The sequence below is a fragment of the Kordiimonas sp. SCSIO 12603 genome (assembly GCF_024398035.1).
Classification (GTDB): domain Bacteria; phylum Pseudomonadota; class Alphaproteobacteria; order Sphingomonadales; family Kordiimonadaceae; genus Kordiimonas.
On sequence record NZ_CP073748.1, the window covers coordinates 1524455 to 1540988 of the forward strand.

Genomic DNA, 16534 nt, shown 5'->3' on the forward strand with positions numbered 1-16534 from the left:
ATGTCTAATGAAATTGCAAAACGCCCTTCTTCGGAAGTAGCAAATCAAATGAATATGCGTTTTGAAACCAAGGATCTAAGGGATTGGACCGAAGGCCTTGATACGGATAAGCAGCCTATACTTCGTCAGGCGATGATTGTATTCTTCCTGATCTTCGTGATTGGTGGTTTTTGGTCTGCTACGGCGCCGCTTGGTGGTGCTATCGCCGCTAGTGGCCGTGTAGTGGCTGCCGATAAAAACCGGGTTATTCAGCATTTGGAAGGGGGTATCCTTCAGGAGCTTTATGTTCGTGAAGGTGATAAAATTGAAAAAGGGCAAGTGCTAGCAAAGCTTGATGAAAGCCTTATTCAATCACAGCTTAAAGCAGCGATTTTAACGCGTGCTACCCTTCGTATTCAGTTGGCTCGATACCGGGCGATTGTGAACGACCTTGAGAAAATCCAGTTCCCAACAAATATTAACCCAACAGTTGCGAACCATCCCCGTGTACTTGAGGCGATCGTCAGCCAAGAAGAAGAATTCAATGCACAGCGCCGTATTCAGGCTGAAACACTTGAAATTCTTGATACACGTATCGAAGGTGAAAAAATTCAAATGGAAGGGACCGAGCAGGTCTTTAAATCCATGCAGCACCAACATGCTCTTTATAAGAAAGAGCTTGTAGATTTCCGTGATCTTCTTGCTCAGGGGCTGATCCAGCGCACAAGAGTATATGCAACAGAACGGGCTGTAGTTGAGCTTGAAGCTCGTATGCAGAATTCTGGTCTCGCAATTAAAGATGCCGAATATAATATTAAAAATCTGGAAGCGGAGAAAAAGCAGGCACGCTTGACAGTTGTAACAGAAGCGAATGCGGAACTAGTAAACGTTCAACAAAACCTTAGCCGTATTGAAGCACAGGTGGACCGTTTTACTAATATGCTTCAACGTACCGAAATTCGCTCTCCTGTGAACGGAACAGTGTTCCGTTTGAGCACTACATCAATTGGTGCGGTGCTGAGGCCAGGCGATGCCTTGATGGAAGTTTTCCCTGATGATGACAAACTGACTATCGAGGTTAGGCTGAAAGTTTCTGATATCAATAAGGTATATATCGGCCAGGAAATTGATGTTGTTTTCCCAGGTAATCGTGTGAAGGCTTTAACACCGCTTCCGGGAGAATTAACTTATATTTCCAGAGATGCTATTGTAGATGAATCTGCACCAGGCGGAGCATATATCTTGAGGGCTTCTATTAATCCAGGTGAAGAAACCGAAGATTTTGTGCCAGGTAATATGGCTGAGGTTTATATCAAAACCACTCCAACGACATTCTTCGAAATCTTGGCAGGCCCAGTTACCCGTTTTGGCTTAAAGGTGTTTAACGAGTAGAAAACAAATCTGCCCGACATGATGTTGTGTCGGGCATTTTGGATACTATTTTAGGGGGGCATTTCATTTGTTTACCTTCAGTGTAACAAGAGAAGCGCTATCATCATTTTATGCTGCACCATTAAGCTTGATGGTCAGTGCAGATATATTCAACAGCCTGAAACCAGTTTTTCCTACCGGTATCAGCGTATTTTGTCTGCGGGAAGAAGGTGTTATTTCCCTTAAAGCTCCACCGAAAGATAAAAAAGGTTCTAAAGATCGGGAAGCAAACTCGGGATCAGTAGCTTTGTCGGGTATGCCTACAGGTCTTTTAGGGATTGTTACGTCAGAGGCTATGGCGAAAAAGGGCGACTCTTTTTGCGAGTTCGTACTTTTCCATGGTGCACAAAAACCAGAACAGCTTACTCTTGAAAAGCAAGGGAAGTTTGGGTTGCTGAAAGGGTATGAAGCTTCACAGCTTCAATTCATTAAATTCACAAATAACCTGTTGGCAAATGATCTCGTTAACCTCTATGAGAAGTTCGGGAAGAAAGAACAGCAACTCGTAAGCCTTCGCCGTAAAAATGAAGAATTATGGCTGGGTAACGAAAAAGCCAAACGGATGATTGCCGGTATCGGCTTCAGTACCCGCAGTGTTTCTTTTGAACTACTACCAGGCGAGGCCGCGATCACCTTTGGTGAAGGTGATGCTCGCTTTTCACAAGTACTGCCCACTGATCTCGCAGGATTCACGGGGCTTGCACTCTACCTCACAGATATACCTGAAGGTGATGGTAGCCTTTCAGTATCTATTGCCCGTAGAGCAGATGACAGTCTCGTTGGAAAGCTAACAGTACCGTTCAGCCTTCTTAAAGATGGGTGGAATGATTTCAGTACAGCTGATGCAGTGCGCCGTACATTCGGTGATGGGATTATAAGCATTTCTTATAACGGAGAAGAGGCTCCAAAGGTAATGCTGGCCGATCAAGCTGTGGATCGTTTTGGTCTGGAGCATAGCTCGATCGCCATTCGCGTTTATAAAGGGCTGGAAGATACGGCAATCTTTTCAGAGGATGATTTCCAGCTTTGTGATCCTGAAACAGTGAACTTATCCCAGAATGGTGCGTCTTTGATGAAGTTTGCGGAGTTTGTTCCCGGACCTGAAGAACAGAAACGGTGCGAACAAGCTCTGGGCGGGACTGTACTGTACCCTGAAAAGACAGCACTGACTGTAAGGTTGGTACAAAGCGAAATAACCGGTTTTAGAGTTTCCAAACAAATTACCCCATCCATGCGATATATTAAGGCTATGGCGAGCAGAACGTATGCCGATGAAAGTCCATTGCTTGTTGCTCTTATCGCGGGGAATGATGGAAAAATACCAACAGATATTGATGGTTTTCTTAATAGCCTTGGACCTGAACGGGTTATGTCAGGGCAGGATGGTGTTTTAGCTTGGACATCTATGGTGCTGTCCGGAGATGCAGATCAATTTTTTATTTTACCAGTAACAGACTGTTTGGTTGGGAAAACGGATTTAGTATTTGCGGCGAAGCCTCTTGGTGTGGGGAAAAACCCGGGAGTGCTACAATGGAAATCGCTGGAAATTGAAGCCGTTCATACATTGTCTGCAGATAACATTCGGCCAATTCCCGAAGAACAAAGGCTTATCGGTGAAAACCGGAAAACACAGGTTCGGGTTTCCCGTTTCTCTGAATTGGTCGGGCGCGTTGAATATTATGCTGGCCAAACCAAAAAACAGCAGCTTGCAGATAAGCATGGTTTCTCACCTTTGATGGTGAATGACGGCACAGGCGCTATGCAGACCCACCCGCTTGCTGATGCATTGTCAGCATCTATTATGGCGGGAGGGGCTGTTGTAGGCGCGAGACAGGTCATGGCGGAAATTGGTACAGGTCATGAAGCGGCCCCAAGCTTTACCTATATTTTGATGGTTATACCAACAGACTTGGATAATCGACAGGAAATCATCGAAGAGATTGCTGAAAAAGTTGCTCTAGGTATGTTGGATAGTAGGGATGAGGAAAGTGGCGTTTTCTGGTCTTCTCAGACAGTTCCGGCAATGTTCCGCTCTACACTCACTGTTGAGTTTGACAGGCCTCGTACAGAGGCAGGTGATGTTGTGTTTGCTGTCCTACCTATTAATGGCGATATCACTTGCGGGTGGTGTAACTGGTATATGTTTGCAAACCTTACTGATGGATACGAGCATCCTTTAAATATACTGGATGCTCCTGAGGGCGACAGCTAGCATGGCCGCTAAACCTCCCATTGGTGTTGTTATTCCCGGGTATGGGCATCCTCAGTTTTTAGCTGAAGCCATCACAAGTGCCTGTGAACAGGATACTGATAGAGATATCCATGTGGTGGTGGTTGATGATGGCTGTAAATTCCCGGAAACTCGTACCACAGTAGCGAACCTATTACCTATGTATGGGGGTAAGCTCCATTATATCAGACAGAAAAATACCAGATTACCTGGCGCGCGAAATACAGGTATTCGTTTTCTTTTGGAATTGCTGCCTGATCTGGATGCTATCTATTTCTTGGATGCAGACAACCGTATTTCACCATACAGCATTGAAGCATATCGAAAAACTATCGGAGATGACGCAGAGATAGGCTGGGCCTATCCGGATATTTCCTTTTTTGGTCTGTCACATGGTGAAAATGGTTTTGATACCAGAGAAACAGCCCCTGATTACAGCGTGTTGAAACATTTACGAGGTAATATCTCTGAGGCAGGATCCATGGTGCGCGCTGATGTATTCCGTAAAGGCGTTATGTATGATGAAACCATGATCTTCGGCTATGAGGATTGGGATTTCTGGCTTTATGCGCTTGAAGCAGGGTTTAAGGGGCGACGCTGTGAGAACTCAGGCTTTCTATACCGAAGGCGCCCTGAAAGCATGCTTGCAGATAGTACCCGTATGGGGGAAGAACTGGTTTCACGCATGCGTAGAACCCATAAAAAACTGTATCAACCGCAATATGTTATGGCGCTTGAACATGAAGAGGCACCGTATTTTGCCCTTTATCTCAGTGATTTGAAGGATACAGTTTTACTGTTTAGTGATCCTGCAATAGAAGCAGAAAAAATCAGTTTTCAGGAATTTAAAACCCGTTTCGATCATTGGGTTAATTCCCGCCGTGAGTTTTTCTTCCCTCAGCTTTTGTTGACCATGCAGGAGGCTACTTGGAATGCGTTGCAAGAAAATAGAGAACTGTTGCGTTGGCTGTTTTGGCAGATGCGAGAGCAAGGTGCTGAGCAAAGATATTTGAGCTTCACCGAAAAAAAAGAGCCCGCTTTTAAGGTTCGCAATGCAAGCTCTGAAGAACATAAAGAACACGTGGCTGTTTCAATTATGTCGGCGGCTTATTTAAGAAGCCAGGTCGTTGATAGCGAAGAAACAATTAAACAGTTGCCTGCACCGCAGTATATGCACGGTGACATTCACTTGCCTGATGTATGCGGCATAGATCACCTTGTGCAGAGCGAATTTGAACGGTTTGAAGCGGAGCTAAAAGAACGTTTGGCGCCTGTTCCACATTATATCTGGCACCAGAATAAATCGTATGCTGGGCCTGATCCTGCTTATATCAGGAAAGCACTGATACGCGACATATGTGCCATAGAAAACAGAGAACCATTCCCTGCTTGTAGGGAAATGGAACGTACACTGGTAGCTGTTAAAGATGATTTCCTGACAAAGGAAACAATCCGCAATAAAATTGTGAATCTGTTAAAAACGCTACAGAGCGATAATCATGAGATAGTACTGCTTGTTGAATATGCATCCAGGTGTGATCTGGAAGAGTGCCATTATCAGGATTGGAAACATCTAATCAGCACACTGATCCCTTATCGCGTTAGCGATAAAAGTGGTATTTACAAAATGTATTTGGGGCGTGGTATCTCAACAGAATTCGCGCAGGGAACACCTGAAGATATGGCGCTGTTCGCGCGCCAGTGTACACGTGTTATTGGGTGTGGTGCGGTAGCTATGCTAGAAGCCTTTGGTGAAGCGCGCCTGCACGGTGCACCGGGATATGTTTTATTGGATAGAGAATTTGAAATAGCCGATACCAAACATACCACCCAGTTGGGCAAGCTTCTAGCTTATGAACACGCAGTGGTTAATATCGCGACAGATGAAACAGATTATAGAAATTCTCTCTCGGCGGATGGGTTTCCTCCGTCCAAGTTTATGACAACAAAAGATTTTTATAGAGATATTCTGAAAGAAGCTGGCTAAATAAAGCTGGGATATGAAAATTTTGACGATCTATTGGTAAGCGTTTTGACACAAGACCCGAAAATTTTTTGTTTAGTACCTGATATGCCTGATCCCGCTGAGGTGGGGAGCTATTTGGCTGAAATACATACCAATCGTTGGTATACAAACTTTGGCCCTTTGAATGAGCGCTTTGAAACCGAGATGGCAATGTTTCTGGAGCAAACTGGTTCTGCGAAACTCGGTACGGGCACTTTTTCTTCAGCAACAACGGCACTGGAATTGATGTTACGTGCCAAGCGTTTGGGGGAAGGTGCGAAGGTGCTTATTCCGGTGCTGACTTTCCCAGCTACAGCGCTTTCGGTTCTTAATGCCAGCTATAAGCCGGTTTTTGCGGATGTGGATAAGGAAAGTTGGCTGCTTACTCCTGAAATCGCCCGTAAAGCGCACAGTAAAGAGCCGCTGGACGCTGTCGTACCCGTTGCAACATACGGCAAACCTCTTGATGGTGAAGCATGGCTTGAGTTTCAAAAAGAAACAGGAGTACATGTATTTTGGGATGCCGCTGCTGTTTTGGGCCAGCAGAAGATCCCGCAAGGTATTACCGCGGTATTCTCGCTTCATGCCACCAAACCATTTGGAGTTGGGGAAGGTGGACTGGTGGCAACGAACGATCTGGAAACCTTAGACCGGGCTCGCTCATTATCTAATTTTGGTTTTATTGGACCTGCCGGAGTTGTGCAACAAACCGGAACGAATGCAAAGTTTGGTGAATATTATGCAGCTGTTGGCCTGCAACAAATCGCCCGTTGGCCCGAAGTTATAGAGCGTAGAAAAAACGTTGCGGATGCTTATTGGCGAGAATTAAAGAAACTTGGTAATCGTATCGAATTGCAGGCAGGGTGTGGTGATGACTTTATTCCCGCTACTCTACAAATTTATGCCAAAGACTTAGGTAAACAGATTTTTGATGCGCTTGCTGCCGCTGGTATACAAACCCGCCGTTGGTACTTGCCGCTTCTTCATGAACATCCTGCATTAAAAGATATTACTTTTGTGGGGAATGAAAATGTTGAGGAAGCTATTCCTGTGAGCCTGGAACTTGCCGAGGGCTTGGTGGGATTGCCATTCCATGCTTTTCTGTCTGATGAAGATATTATTGAAATATGTAATGTAGTTGCTGAGGTTGTTTCATGACAAATAAGGATTTAAGCAAAGAAAAGCTGATCAAGCTGATTTATGGCTTTAGGCAACTAGTAATCGAAGAAAAGTTTGACGAAACGCGTTCTTATCTGAACGAGATTTTTTTCAGATTAGAGCTTAGCAAAGATGTATTCGGTGGCAATCTTCGTAAGATGCTTCCGGTTGCAGAAAAAGAAGCGACTATATTTGCCTCGGCAATAGCACAAATGGTTACCTCGCCTTCGTTTGTAATGCGTCGGAATATTTTTGAACTTCTTACCAAAAACAAACGTGTTGTTAGCCAGACTTTTGAAATCAGTGGGTATCGTGGTACTGGCCATTTTATAGATATGTTTAGTACATTTAACGAGGACGGCTCCCAAAGCATTTCGAGTGAGAACATTCCAAAGTTATTCAGTGTTCTTTCTATAAATGCACTTACAAAACCGCTTCTGAATTTGCTGTTCAAACAATCCAAAGATATTTCCTGGCCGGTTGCTCGTGCTTTTTTAACAGAGCAGTTGGTTTATAATCCGCTGTCGGAAGAAATACGTTCACTTATCATTGCGAAAAGCCATATCTGGGCAGATTGTAAGGCAACGGATGCGGTTATCAATACGATGGGGCCTGTCTATATGGGCTGCAGTTATGTGGATGCACCTAATAAGCATGAGGTGAAGAAAACCGTAAACCATATCGTTCGTGATTGGCTTATGCGCAAAGGCCTAAAGGATGTGAACTTTACAGGGAAAAAACGGGTTATAAAGGAAAAGCCTACGCTTATCGTAATGGCGGAGCTGTATACAGCCGTACATGCGATGCACCGCTGTTATGGACCTGCGATAAGGGCATTAAGGGAACATTTCAAACTGGTTTATATGTCTGCGGAAGGTAAGTGTGATCCTCTGTTGGAGTATATGTTCGATGTGATTGACACCTCGAAGCTGGATAAGGCTAATCCGAAAGCTTTCTTTGAAAAGGTGAAAACATATAGGCCAGATGTAATCTATTATCCGAGTATTGGTATGCGTGCGCTTAGCCTTTATGGATCTAATTTACGCTTAGCTCCAGTGCAGCTCATGACATATGGGCATCCAGCTACAACGCACTCAAAATACATTGACTATTCGTTGGTAGTAGAGGGGCTGGTGGGAGCCGACTATACAATCGCGGATAAGATTATCTATTGGCATGAAGTTGCACGCTATGAGCACCGTCATGACGCGGAAAAACCTGTTGCACAAATTCGAGAAAATGCGTCTTCCTTAAAAATTGCCGTACCTGCATGGGCTAGAAAAATCACACCGAGGCTTCTTACTATTTGTCAGGAAATTGAGAAACGGTCCAGTAAACCTGTTGAGTTTGTTTTCTTTCCAAATGGTGCTGGGGCAATTTATCAAGCATTCAAACGTCGCATTGAATTTATGTGTAGTGCGAAAGTGGAGCCTCGTAATAGCTATAATGGATATATCGACGAACTTTCCAAGTGTGATATTTTCTTAAGTTCAATCCCATTCGGGGCAACAAATGGAATTCTGGATGCCTGCCCTCTTGGGTTGCCAATGGTAAATATGAAGGGTGCTGAGGTTCATGCTATGAACGATTCAGAGATGGTCTCGCATATGCCTCAGCCGGATTGGCTATCTACCAATAACGATGAAGAATATATCAGTGCTGTTCTTCGCCTTATTGAAAATGATGAAGAGCGTGTTGAAATCAGTAAAGCATTGGCTGCATTTGATTTTGATAAAGTGATGATGGTTGATCCGGAAGGCAGCTGTCCATCCTTTGGGCGCGCTGTGCGGTTTGCTTATGAATATCATGAAGATATTCAGGCATCGGACCAAAAGTCCTTTTCAACTCAAGAAGTTGGGGAACGTCTAAGTGAAAAGGCTGCTTGATAGTTGAGGCTGATGGAAAATGGATAGTTCTAAAATGAAAAATCCACCTTTTGTCTGTATTGTTACCTATGGCCGTTCTGGTTCTACGGTCTTGCAAACTGTGTTGCAGTCTATCCCAGGGTATCATATCTGCGGGGAGAATATGAATGTGCTTTATTCCCTTTTTGGGGCATCTAGCGCTGCATACTCCAGCCGTTATGAACACGGTAACAAAGAACATAGCCCGGAAGACCCATGGTATGGCGCAGACAAGATTGTGCCAGAACGGTTTTCAAAAAAACTAACAGAATTGTTTGTTGAGGAAATTATCCAGCCGCCAAGAGATGCGAGGGTAATTGGGTTTAAAGAAATCCGGTTCCATGAAGCTGGGCCAGACAAGTTTGAAGATTACCTCAATTTTATCCATGAAAATCTTGCTCCCTGCAAATTTATTTTCAATGTACGCAACTGGGAAGATGTATCAAAATCCGGCTGGTGGGCTTCCATGAACCCAGATGTAGTAAAGGGGATTGTGGAAAACTGCGATCATATGTACGCAGAGTACGGGAAGAAATATCCTGATCGCTGCATTCAGATGTCATATGATGAAACTAGGAACAACCCTCAGGCTTTTAAGGCACTTTTTGATTTCCTAGGAGAGCCTTTTGAAGAGGACAGGATAGCTGAGATAACTGGACGAAGGTTAAGCCACACTGGCGTGTAGATTAGACAAGGGGCATTTAGCCCCTTTTTTGTTGCAACTAGAACATATCCTTTGTATCGGCTTTCCAGCCTTCAAGATATCCCCGAAGGCGTGCTTCATTCTGCAGCATGCGGTCTTCAATAATCTTTGGTGTTACACCGTTTTTCTCGCCCCATTCTCTATCAGATTTATTTAAATCTTCGAGTGTATTTTGAAGTTCTTTCTCAGTACCGATCAGCTTGTATCCAAAGAAGTGTTTGAAGAACGCAGCTTCAATCATATTGCGCTCCTGATTTTCTTCAGGCGTGAAATCATGGCTGTGATAGACAATTGAACGTACAGCATACACCTTGGTATATCCTGCTTTGATGATGTCATCAGCCCATACCTGATCTTCGCCAAACTTGGTTTCACGGTACGGAATTTTTTCCCATACATCTCGGCGCATACAGCTGTTGTTATCGCTATAGAAATGCAGAAGCTGCTTCCACTGAACATCTTCTTCATCTGCGTAACGTTTCTTGTTTGTGTCTTTGTGCACGCTAAGCGGTGCTAAAGCCATATGTTTGAAATGGGCGTTCAGGTCTCGTTGGGTGAACTCAGTTGCTTCTGGGTATGGCAAGTGTCTGCCAAATGCGCCAGCCGCATTTGGGTTGCTTTCAATGGATGATACCAGGTTATAGAGCCAGTCTTCATTGGCTGGTAGCGCATCATGGGTGAGGAAAGCGATAAATTCGCCCTCTGTCAGTTCAACACCCAGGTTCCTTGTGCCACCGTGATTGAAATCTTTTTTATCAATTTGATGCAGTTTAACCGATGGGTATTTTGCAATGGTTTCCAGTGTGCCGTCAGTTGAACCACTGTCGATTACTAGTATCTCATATGGCCAAGGGGTGTTTTGCTCCGTAGTAGCCTTTAAAACCTTGTCCAGGATAGGGCCAGCGTTTAGTGTGGGGATAACAACAGATGCCTTACTTTTACGAGCCTTCGGGGCTTTCTCCTTGGGAGCAATATCGTTCCCGATTTCCGATAGGCGCTCAATGATAGCATTTTCAACAAGCTCTGCTGATGCTTCCCAGCTGAAACTGTTTACCCATTCTCTGGCTGCAATGGATTGCTTTTGCCGTTTCTTTTCATTGAGAATTAGGGCTTCCATAGCGTCTGCAATTTTAGCCGGGTGTGGTTCAGCCAAACTTACTGTTTCTTTAGGGAAAATACATTCGGTACTTTCACCTTTGAGTTCCACAATAGGCAAGCCGCACGCCATCATTTCCTGAGGGACGAGCGAATAATTGGTCGCCGAGAAAACGACACCAATATCAGCTTTCTGGAAAAGAACAGCCAATTCTTCAGGGGAAGCAACACCGTGATCTTTAAACTTGAACGGGGCCGCCTGTAAATCCAGATCAGCGCCAAAGAAATCTACTTCAAAATCAACGCCACGTTTCGCTAGTTCTTCAAGCGCAAGCATACCTAGTTCAACAGCTCTGCGTGCTGTGAAATGGCGGGCATAGAAGGCAATACGCGGGTGTTTGTTTGGTTTTTTCTTTGATACTGGATGATAAAGTTTTGTATCTGCAGCCAGCCAGAATGGGCGTGCCCAGCGGCCGTATTTTTCTTCCATCAATTTGGAAAGCCATGGGCTGGCGCAAATGCAGTCTAAATCTTCATAATATGTTTGTTCGGCAGCTAAATAATAGCTCCCCATTGCATGGAAACTTGGCTCAAAATCCTGCACAAAATAAAAGCGTCGATTAAAATTACTGGCTGATAACACGGGCCATACCGTCCAGCAATCGGTTGCAATAATTACATCGCCTTTGGCTTTTTTAAAGCGTTTATCCAGAAATTTCACCTTGCCAGTAAATTGCTGAAAATGCTTCAGAATATTATCTGCTGCTTTTTCCTCGTTGGCATGATGGTTCGGATCGTTGATCCAGATTGTCTGCTTATGGCCCTGACGTTCCAAAAAGCTTGCCATACGGAAAATAGTCATATGACCGCCGCCGCCGGGTGCGAAATCAGGGATCACCCAATGAATTTTCAGCTTGCTGCTTTTAAAATCAAGAGAGGCTGGTGCAAGTTCGGCCTTTTGGTAATCCAGCATACTGCGGAGCCGCTCTGGCACAGGTAGCTTGGCCTTTGCCCGAACCTTGTTTTTGGGGGCTTTTTTATCTTTGGTTTTTTCCGTAACCGCTTTTTTTGTTCCCCAGACCGGGCCGTTCTTTAGAAAGTGAAGGAGCGGATCATCTGTTTCTGTGTCCAGTTCCTTGTGTTTCTTGAAGTACTCACCGTTACTGAAATCAGGGGCAGGATCAAACTTGGTCTTGGGGGCATTAATATAGTGGACTACAGGGTTCTCTTTGCCGATATGGTCGTAATGAAACACTTTATACCAACCAGTATTGAAATGCGGGTTTGGTTGGCGGTTATGGATATGGCCTTCGGTAACAAAGTGAAACAGCAGGCTTCCATCATACTCCCACAGATCCTTATAATATTGGCGGTACCAGTTTTCCAGAAACAGGCCACTACTGTTGATCGCCACCATATCTTTGACCAGTTTAGCACCGTTTTCCCGAAACTGCAGTGTGGTTGGGAAAGCTATATATCCTTTAAACTGACCAACATGGATAAAGTGTTCAAGTGGGGTACCTTTAAAAGACGTTACTTCAGGATAATTTTCGATATACAGCTTTGATGAAAACAGCGGTGATGGGTTTTTGCCGTGCCTGCTACCGGTTTCCAAGTATTGTTCAAGCGAATTTACATCAGGCCTACGCGCACCCGGGGCTTGGCTACGGTACCAGTCAGGGTCAAAGTATGGGTTTGGCTTATAGCCTTTTTCGTCCCCGATCATGATGAAATGTTCGAGAAGATCTTGGTTTTCTTCAACCGCATCTGGATACTTTGCACCATACCATTCAGCATTGAAAAGCCCAGACTGCCTTAGAACCTTTTTAGTGTTCTTTTTATGTGCAAAAGGGTTGGCGATAGATTTGATAATCTTCTTCATAATAGGTCCGCGTAGCGTATTCGTTAGTGCTTATTATTTTTGGTTCTGGTTTGGGCGCTTTAAAATGGAAGTGTGCGTTGGTTCTTGCCGTAGTAGTACGGGAGAATAGTGGGGGTCTGCAACTAACAAATGCGCCCATTTTTGACGTATTTTTTCTCGTTCGGTATTTTCACGAATTTTTTTCGCAGTATCCTGTGCATCATAGCCACGACTTTTAGATTCCAAGTGCTGGAATGTGATTGCAGGCACATAAATATTTTTTAGCCCAATTTTGGAGACAGCCAGACTGAAATCCACATCATTAAAGGCGACAGGCAAGTTTTCTGCATCAAATCCACCAGCTTTTTCATAAGTATTTCGGCGACAGGCCAGAAAGGCTCCAATGAGCGCTGATGTTTGGTGCGGTAACTGTGACCGACGATTATAGCTTTGGTTCGGGCTTTCACCATAAGCCTCTTTCAGTACAATATTATCGGGATCAAGAATGTATCCGCCATATTGCAAAGTGCCGTCTTCAAACAGTAGGCGCGCACCAACAGCACCAACAGTAGGTCGGTTGAGATATCCCCGTAATATATGATCCCAGCCGTAATCCAGTGCGATTGTATCGTTATTTAAAAACAACAGGTATTCAGCTTCAGTAGCCTGTACGGCAAGATTATTGAGCTCGGCCCAGTTGAATGGAGCATCGTGCAAAAGCACACGAATACCGTCCATTGCATCCACTCGTCTTAGCCAGTCTTTTGTGTCTTCTTCTACACTGCCGTTGTCCACAATGATGATTTCGGTGTCGTAGGAATGCTGCAAGGTGTTTCGGAGGCTTTTGATACAGTTCCGCGTAAGATCAAGCGCGTCTCGCATGGGAATGATAATCGCCATCAATGGGTTTTTCGCAGGCAATGGCCATTTTATATAGCCAGTTTCTGCTGCGACACCGGCATATGGATCATTGGCTTCCAGTTCAAGTTTGGCATCTGGAGTTGTTCTCGCGAAATGTGCTTCAACAGCTCGTTTGTATTCACTTACTGAAGCGATACATGTTTGTTTTGCTTCAAAGAGCATATGGGGAACATGGGCAAACGCTTGTTCGCCAAATTGTTCATACGCTTTAAGCCACATATCATGGGGCTTCATGCCTTCTGGGAAAACCCCTTCTTTTGCTGCAAACGCATTGGCATAAGAGGCTCTTGTCAGTAGTTCTTCATAATCAAAACTGTGCTTGAAAATAGGAACGAGGGTGCCGTCTTTCTCCATCCATTCGTGATCTGAAAAAAAGATAACAGCACTCGGGTTTTTTAGAGCCGCTTCCTGAAAGAAATATTCAGCACCATCGGTTGCTGAAAGGCCTTCGCCAGCATAAAGTTTTAACGCTATAGCTGTCTGTGGCTTGGCGGTGGTTTCCTGCAATAAATGCTTTGATTGTGAATAGGCCGCAACGGGGATCGCAGCATAATTTTTCAAGTCTGGTAATGCATTTTGAATAAACTCGATCTGCTGCTGGATGTTTTCAGGGCTCTGTTGTGCTGCATGCTCAAGCGCATTTGTAAAGCGAACAATGTTAAGCGGATATGAAGTGCCCATGTTAGGAATAGCGCGAGCAGGACATATTGGGGCACCGGTTGCGTGATCGAAGACCGCAAGAATTAAATGATCCAGCTTGGCAAGATGTTCAGGTATGTTTACCGTGAAGGTAAAGCCTGTGTGTTTAAAGCCCGGGTGCTGCTCCTCAACATCACGCCGAAGATCGTCAGCCTCAGTAGTGCCAACATATGTACCGTTCAAATAGAAATCCAGTCGCAGGCTTTCCCCTTTACGGCTCAAATCTAGAGCATAGCCAAAACATTCATTGCCTCTAATATCTTCAATCACGCCAAGAACCGGAGCAGGTTGGTGACCAAAATAGCTTTCAATGCGTGTGGCAAAGTCTGCTGCTGAATAGCCTGAGGGGCCATTATCTATAATCTGTAGGAAACGCCAGTTGTTGCTTATGGCTAGTAATGCCTTTGTACGGTGCTCCACCGATTTTATTTTGGTACCGAAATGTTTTTTTACGGTTTGAATAACCAACTTTTGCTGTTCAGCAGAATAGGGCATCCAAGCGAGTGGTTTGCCGAGTGACAGGGGCTGTAAAACCCCATAGATAAACTCTTTTGAATTGATAAGGCCGCTTAGAACGCTGGCAACGGGCTTGCCTTCTCTACGGCTGATATCGCTTTCATGCTTGGGTTCACGGCCCAGAAAGATGAGCAGGAAGCCTCTGACATCTTCCTTGCTGCAATGCTTTCTGGCTTTTTTCGTGAGACCAAACATAACATCTGCCGCAACCTACTGGCTGCGACTTTCAAATTTCAGCAGGTTGGAAAGATATTCACCGTAGCTGTTTTTATATTTTGCAGCTTCTTCTTCAAGTTTGCTGTCATCAATAAAACCTGAGCGCCAAGCCACTTCTTCCGGGCATGCAATCTTCAGGCTTTGGCGCGCTTCAATTGTTTGCACAAACTGGCTCGCCTGCAACAGGCTATCGACAGTACCGGTATCAAGCCATGCGGTACCACGTAGAAGTTTGATAACGTTTAAGTCACCGCGCTGAAGGTAAGCATCATTTACGCTGGTAATTTCCAGTTCACCGCGTGCAGAAGGCTTAACTTCTTTCGCGATATCAACCACATCTTTATCATAAAAATAAAGGCCAGTTACTGCGAGGTTGCTTTTCGGATTAGTCGGTTTTTCTTCCACGCTTAATGCGCGGCCATTTTCGTCCATTTCCACGATACCGAAGGCTTCCGGGTTGCCAACAGGATAGGCAAATACGTACGCACCTTTTTCAACACTGCCAGCCTGTTGGAGATATTGAGTGAAACCTGCGGCATAGAAAATATTGTCACCGAGCGCGAGCGCACAAGGTTGGCCGTCTATAAACTGTTCGCCAAGAAGGAAAGCTTGGGCAAGGCCTGCTGGTGTTTCCTGCACGACATAATCAAGCCTGATGCCCCACTGGCTACCATCGCCCAGAAGATCACGGTAGAGTGGCAGGTGCTGTGGTGTGCTGATGATCAAGATTTCCCGGATGCCCGCCAGCATAAGTGTGGTGAGCGGATAATAAATCATCGGCTTATCGTAAATTGGCAACAGCTGCTTGCTGATTGATTTTGTAAGAGGGTAGAGGCGCGTGCCTAAGCCGCCAGCCAGAATGATACCCTTCATAGTGTTTCCCCGAATTCTAAAATAACTTGTTTAAATACTTCTTTAGCCTAGCTGGCCTTCACCGAAAAGGCGTTTTACGCATTTTGCTGTGCTTTCGCGCCAATCTGGCATCGTAATACTGAACGCTTCCTGAACTTTATCACAATTAAGCCGACTGTTCATTGGGCGTTTGGCAGGTGTTGGATATTCCGCTGTCGAGATTGCATTTGCCTTTGGTACGGGGTGTCCGTATTTGTGGCCTTCTTCAAAAATGAAGGAGGCAAAGCCATGCCAATTCGTATCTCCGGAGCCAGCGAGATGGTAAACACCCGCGACATTAGCAAGCGGTTTTCCAGCATCTAACTGTTGTACTATTTCCAAAATGGCTTCAGCGATATCAACAGCATAGGTTGGGTTGCCGTATTGGTCCGCAACTATTCCTAGTTCATCTCGGTTTTGAGCAAGTTTAAGCATTGTTTTAAGGAAGTTATTCCCAAAAGGGCTGTAAACCCAAGCTGTGCGCAGAATGATGCTATTCGGGTTTGATGCAGTTGCTGCTATCTCACCAGCAAGCTTGCTGCGCCCATAAGCCCCTTGCGGCGATACGGGATCAGTTTCCACATAAGCATCATCTTTATCGCCATCAAAAACATAATCGGTAGAGATGTGAATGAAAGGCACCTCTATGCTTGCTGCAATAGCTGCAAGAGTTCTCGGACCTTCGGTATTAATCGCATTTGCAGCTTCTTCGTTATCTTCCGCGGCATCCACAGCAGTGTAGGCAGCCGCGTTAACAATCGCTGTTGGCTGAAACGCTGTTATGGCAGCACGCATACCATCCGGATCTGTAAGATCAAAATCAGGCCGACCCGCAGTGGTAAGCGTAATGCCTTTATGCTCTACCGCTTCCTTGAGAGAAAGCGCAACTTGGCCAGATGAACCTGCAACAAAAATGCGGGTCATA

10 protein-coding genes are annotated in these 16534 nt (G+C 45.0%); 6 read left to right on the forward strand and 4 right to left on the reverse strand.

Annotated features, from left to right (window positions below):
- From KFE96_RS06960 to KFE96_RS06985, 6 genes are all read left to right on the forward strand, one after another.
- Nucleotides 1–1371, forward strand: a complete 1371-nt coding sequence (locus KFE96_RS06960) for an HlyD family type I secretion periplasmic adaptor subunit (protein WP_255835261.1) — start codon at nt 1–3, stop codon at nt 1369–1371.
- Nucleotides 1372–1438: 67 nt separating this feature from the next.
- Entirely contained in the window at nt 1439–3622 is a 2184-nt protein-coding gene (locus KFE96_RS06965; protein WP_255835262.1) for a DUF6212 domain-containing protein, read from the forward strand.
- Nucleotide 3623: 1 nt separating this feature from the next.
- Nucleotides 3624–5627, forward strand: coding sequence for a glycosyltransferase family 2 protein (locus KFE96_RS06970; RefSeq protein WP_255835263.1), 2004 nt, complete (start codon nt 3624–3626; stop codon nt 5625–5627).
- A gap of 114 nt (nt 5628–5741) precedes the next feature.
- The gene (locus tag KFE96_RS06975; protein ID WP_255835264.1) at nt 5742–6803 is read left to right on the forward strand and encodes a DegT/DnrJ/EryC1/StrS family aminotransferase; all 1062 of its coding nucleotides are present in this window, start codon (nt 5742–5744) and stop codon (nt 6801–6803) included.
- Nucleotides 6800–8689 carry a hypothetical protein gene (locus KFE96_RS06980; RefSeq protein WP_255835265.1) on the forward strand — a complete coding sequence of 630 codons (1890 nt, stop codon included), beginning with the start codon at nt 6800–6802 and terminating at the stop codon, nt 8687–8689. The genes KFE96_RS06975 and KFE96_RS06980 overlap by 4 nt, the downstream gene beginning before the upstream one ends.
- Before the next feature lie 34 nt (nt 8690–8723).
- Nucleotides 8724–9392 carry a sulfotransferase gene (locus KFE96_RS06985; protein ID WP_255835266.1) on the forward strand — a complete coding sequence of 223 codons (669 nt, stop codon included), beginning with the start codon at nt 8724–8726 and terminating at the stop codon, nt 9390–9392.
- A gap of 37 nt (nt 9393–9429) precedes the next feature.
- Here the strand turns inward: KFE96_RS06985 and KFE96_RS06990 are convergent, their stop codons facing one another.
- From KFE96_RS06990 to rfbD, 4 genes are read right to left on the reverse strand one after another with little or no spacing between them, the layout of a single operon-like run.
- A complete protein-coding gene (locus KFE96_RS06990; RefSeq protein ID WP_255835267.1) occupies nt 9430–12387 on the reverse strand; it encodes a glycosyltransferase in 2958 nt (985 codons plus the stop codon).
- 33 nt (nt 12388–12420) lie between these two features.
- Nucleotides 12421–14697, reverse strand: a complete 2277-nt coding sequence (locus tag KFE96_RS06995) for a glycosyltransferase family 2 protein (protein ID WP_255835268.1) — start codon at nt 14695–14697, stop codon at nt 12421–12423.
- 15 nt (nt 14698–14712) lie between these two features.
- Nucleotides 14713–15591: a glucose-1-phosphate thymidylyltransferase RfbA gene (rfbA, locus tag KFE96_RS07000; RefSeq protein WP_247014939.1), complete on the reverse strand. Its 879-nt coding sequence runs from the start codon at nt 15589–15591 to the stop codon at nt 14713–14715.
- Between the two features lie 42 nt (nt 15592–15633).
- A complete protein-coding gene (rfbD, locus tag KFE96_RS07005) occupies nt 15634–16533 on the reverse strand; it encodes a dTDP-4-dehydrorhamnose reductase (protein ID WP_255835270.1) in 900 nt (299 codons plus the stop codon).
- Nucleotide 16534 lies beyond the last annotated feature (1 nt).

Bases quoted from the DNA above. Each gene is read 5' to 3' on its own strand.
- KFE96_RS06990 (WP_255835267.1), bottom strand. From the start codon at position 12,387: ATGAAGAAGATTATCAAATCTATCGCCAACCCTTTTGCACATAAAAAG.
- rfbD (WP_255835270.1), bottom strand. From the start codon at position 16,533: ATGACCCGCATTTTTGTTGCAGGTTCATCTGGCCAAGTTGCGCTTTCT.
- KFE96_RS06970 (WP_255835263.1), top strand. From the start codon at position 3,624: ATGGCCGCTAAACCTCCCATTGGTGTTGTTATTCCCGGGTATGGGCAT.
- rfbA (WP_247014939.1), bottom strand. From the start codon at position 15,591: ATGAAGGGTATCATTCTGGCTGGCGGCTTAGGCACGCGCCTCTACCCT.
- KFE96_RS06980 (WP_255835265.1), top strand. From the start codon at position 6,800: ATGACAAATAAGGATTTAAGCAAAGAAAAGCTGATCAAGCTGATTTAT.
- KFE96_RS06985 (WP_255835266.1), top strand. From the start codon at position 8,724: ATGAAAAATCCACCTTTTGTCTGTATTGTTACCTATGGCCGTTCTGGT.
- KFE96_RS06995 (WP_255835268.1), bottom strand. From the start codon at position 14,697: ATGTTTGGTCTCACGAAAAAAGCCAGAAAGCATTGCAGCAAGGAAGAT.
- KFE96_RS06960 (WP_255835261.1), top strand. From the start codon at position 1: ATGTCTAATGAAATTGCAAAACGCCCTTCTTCGGAAGTAGCAAATCAA.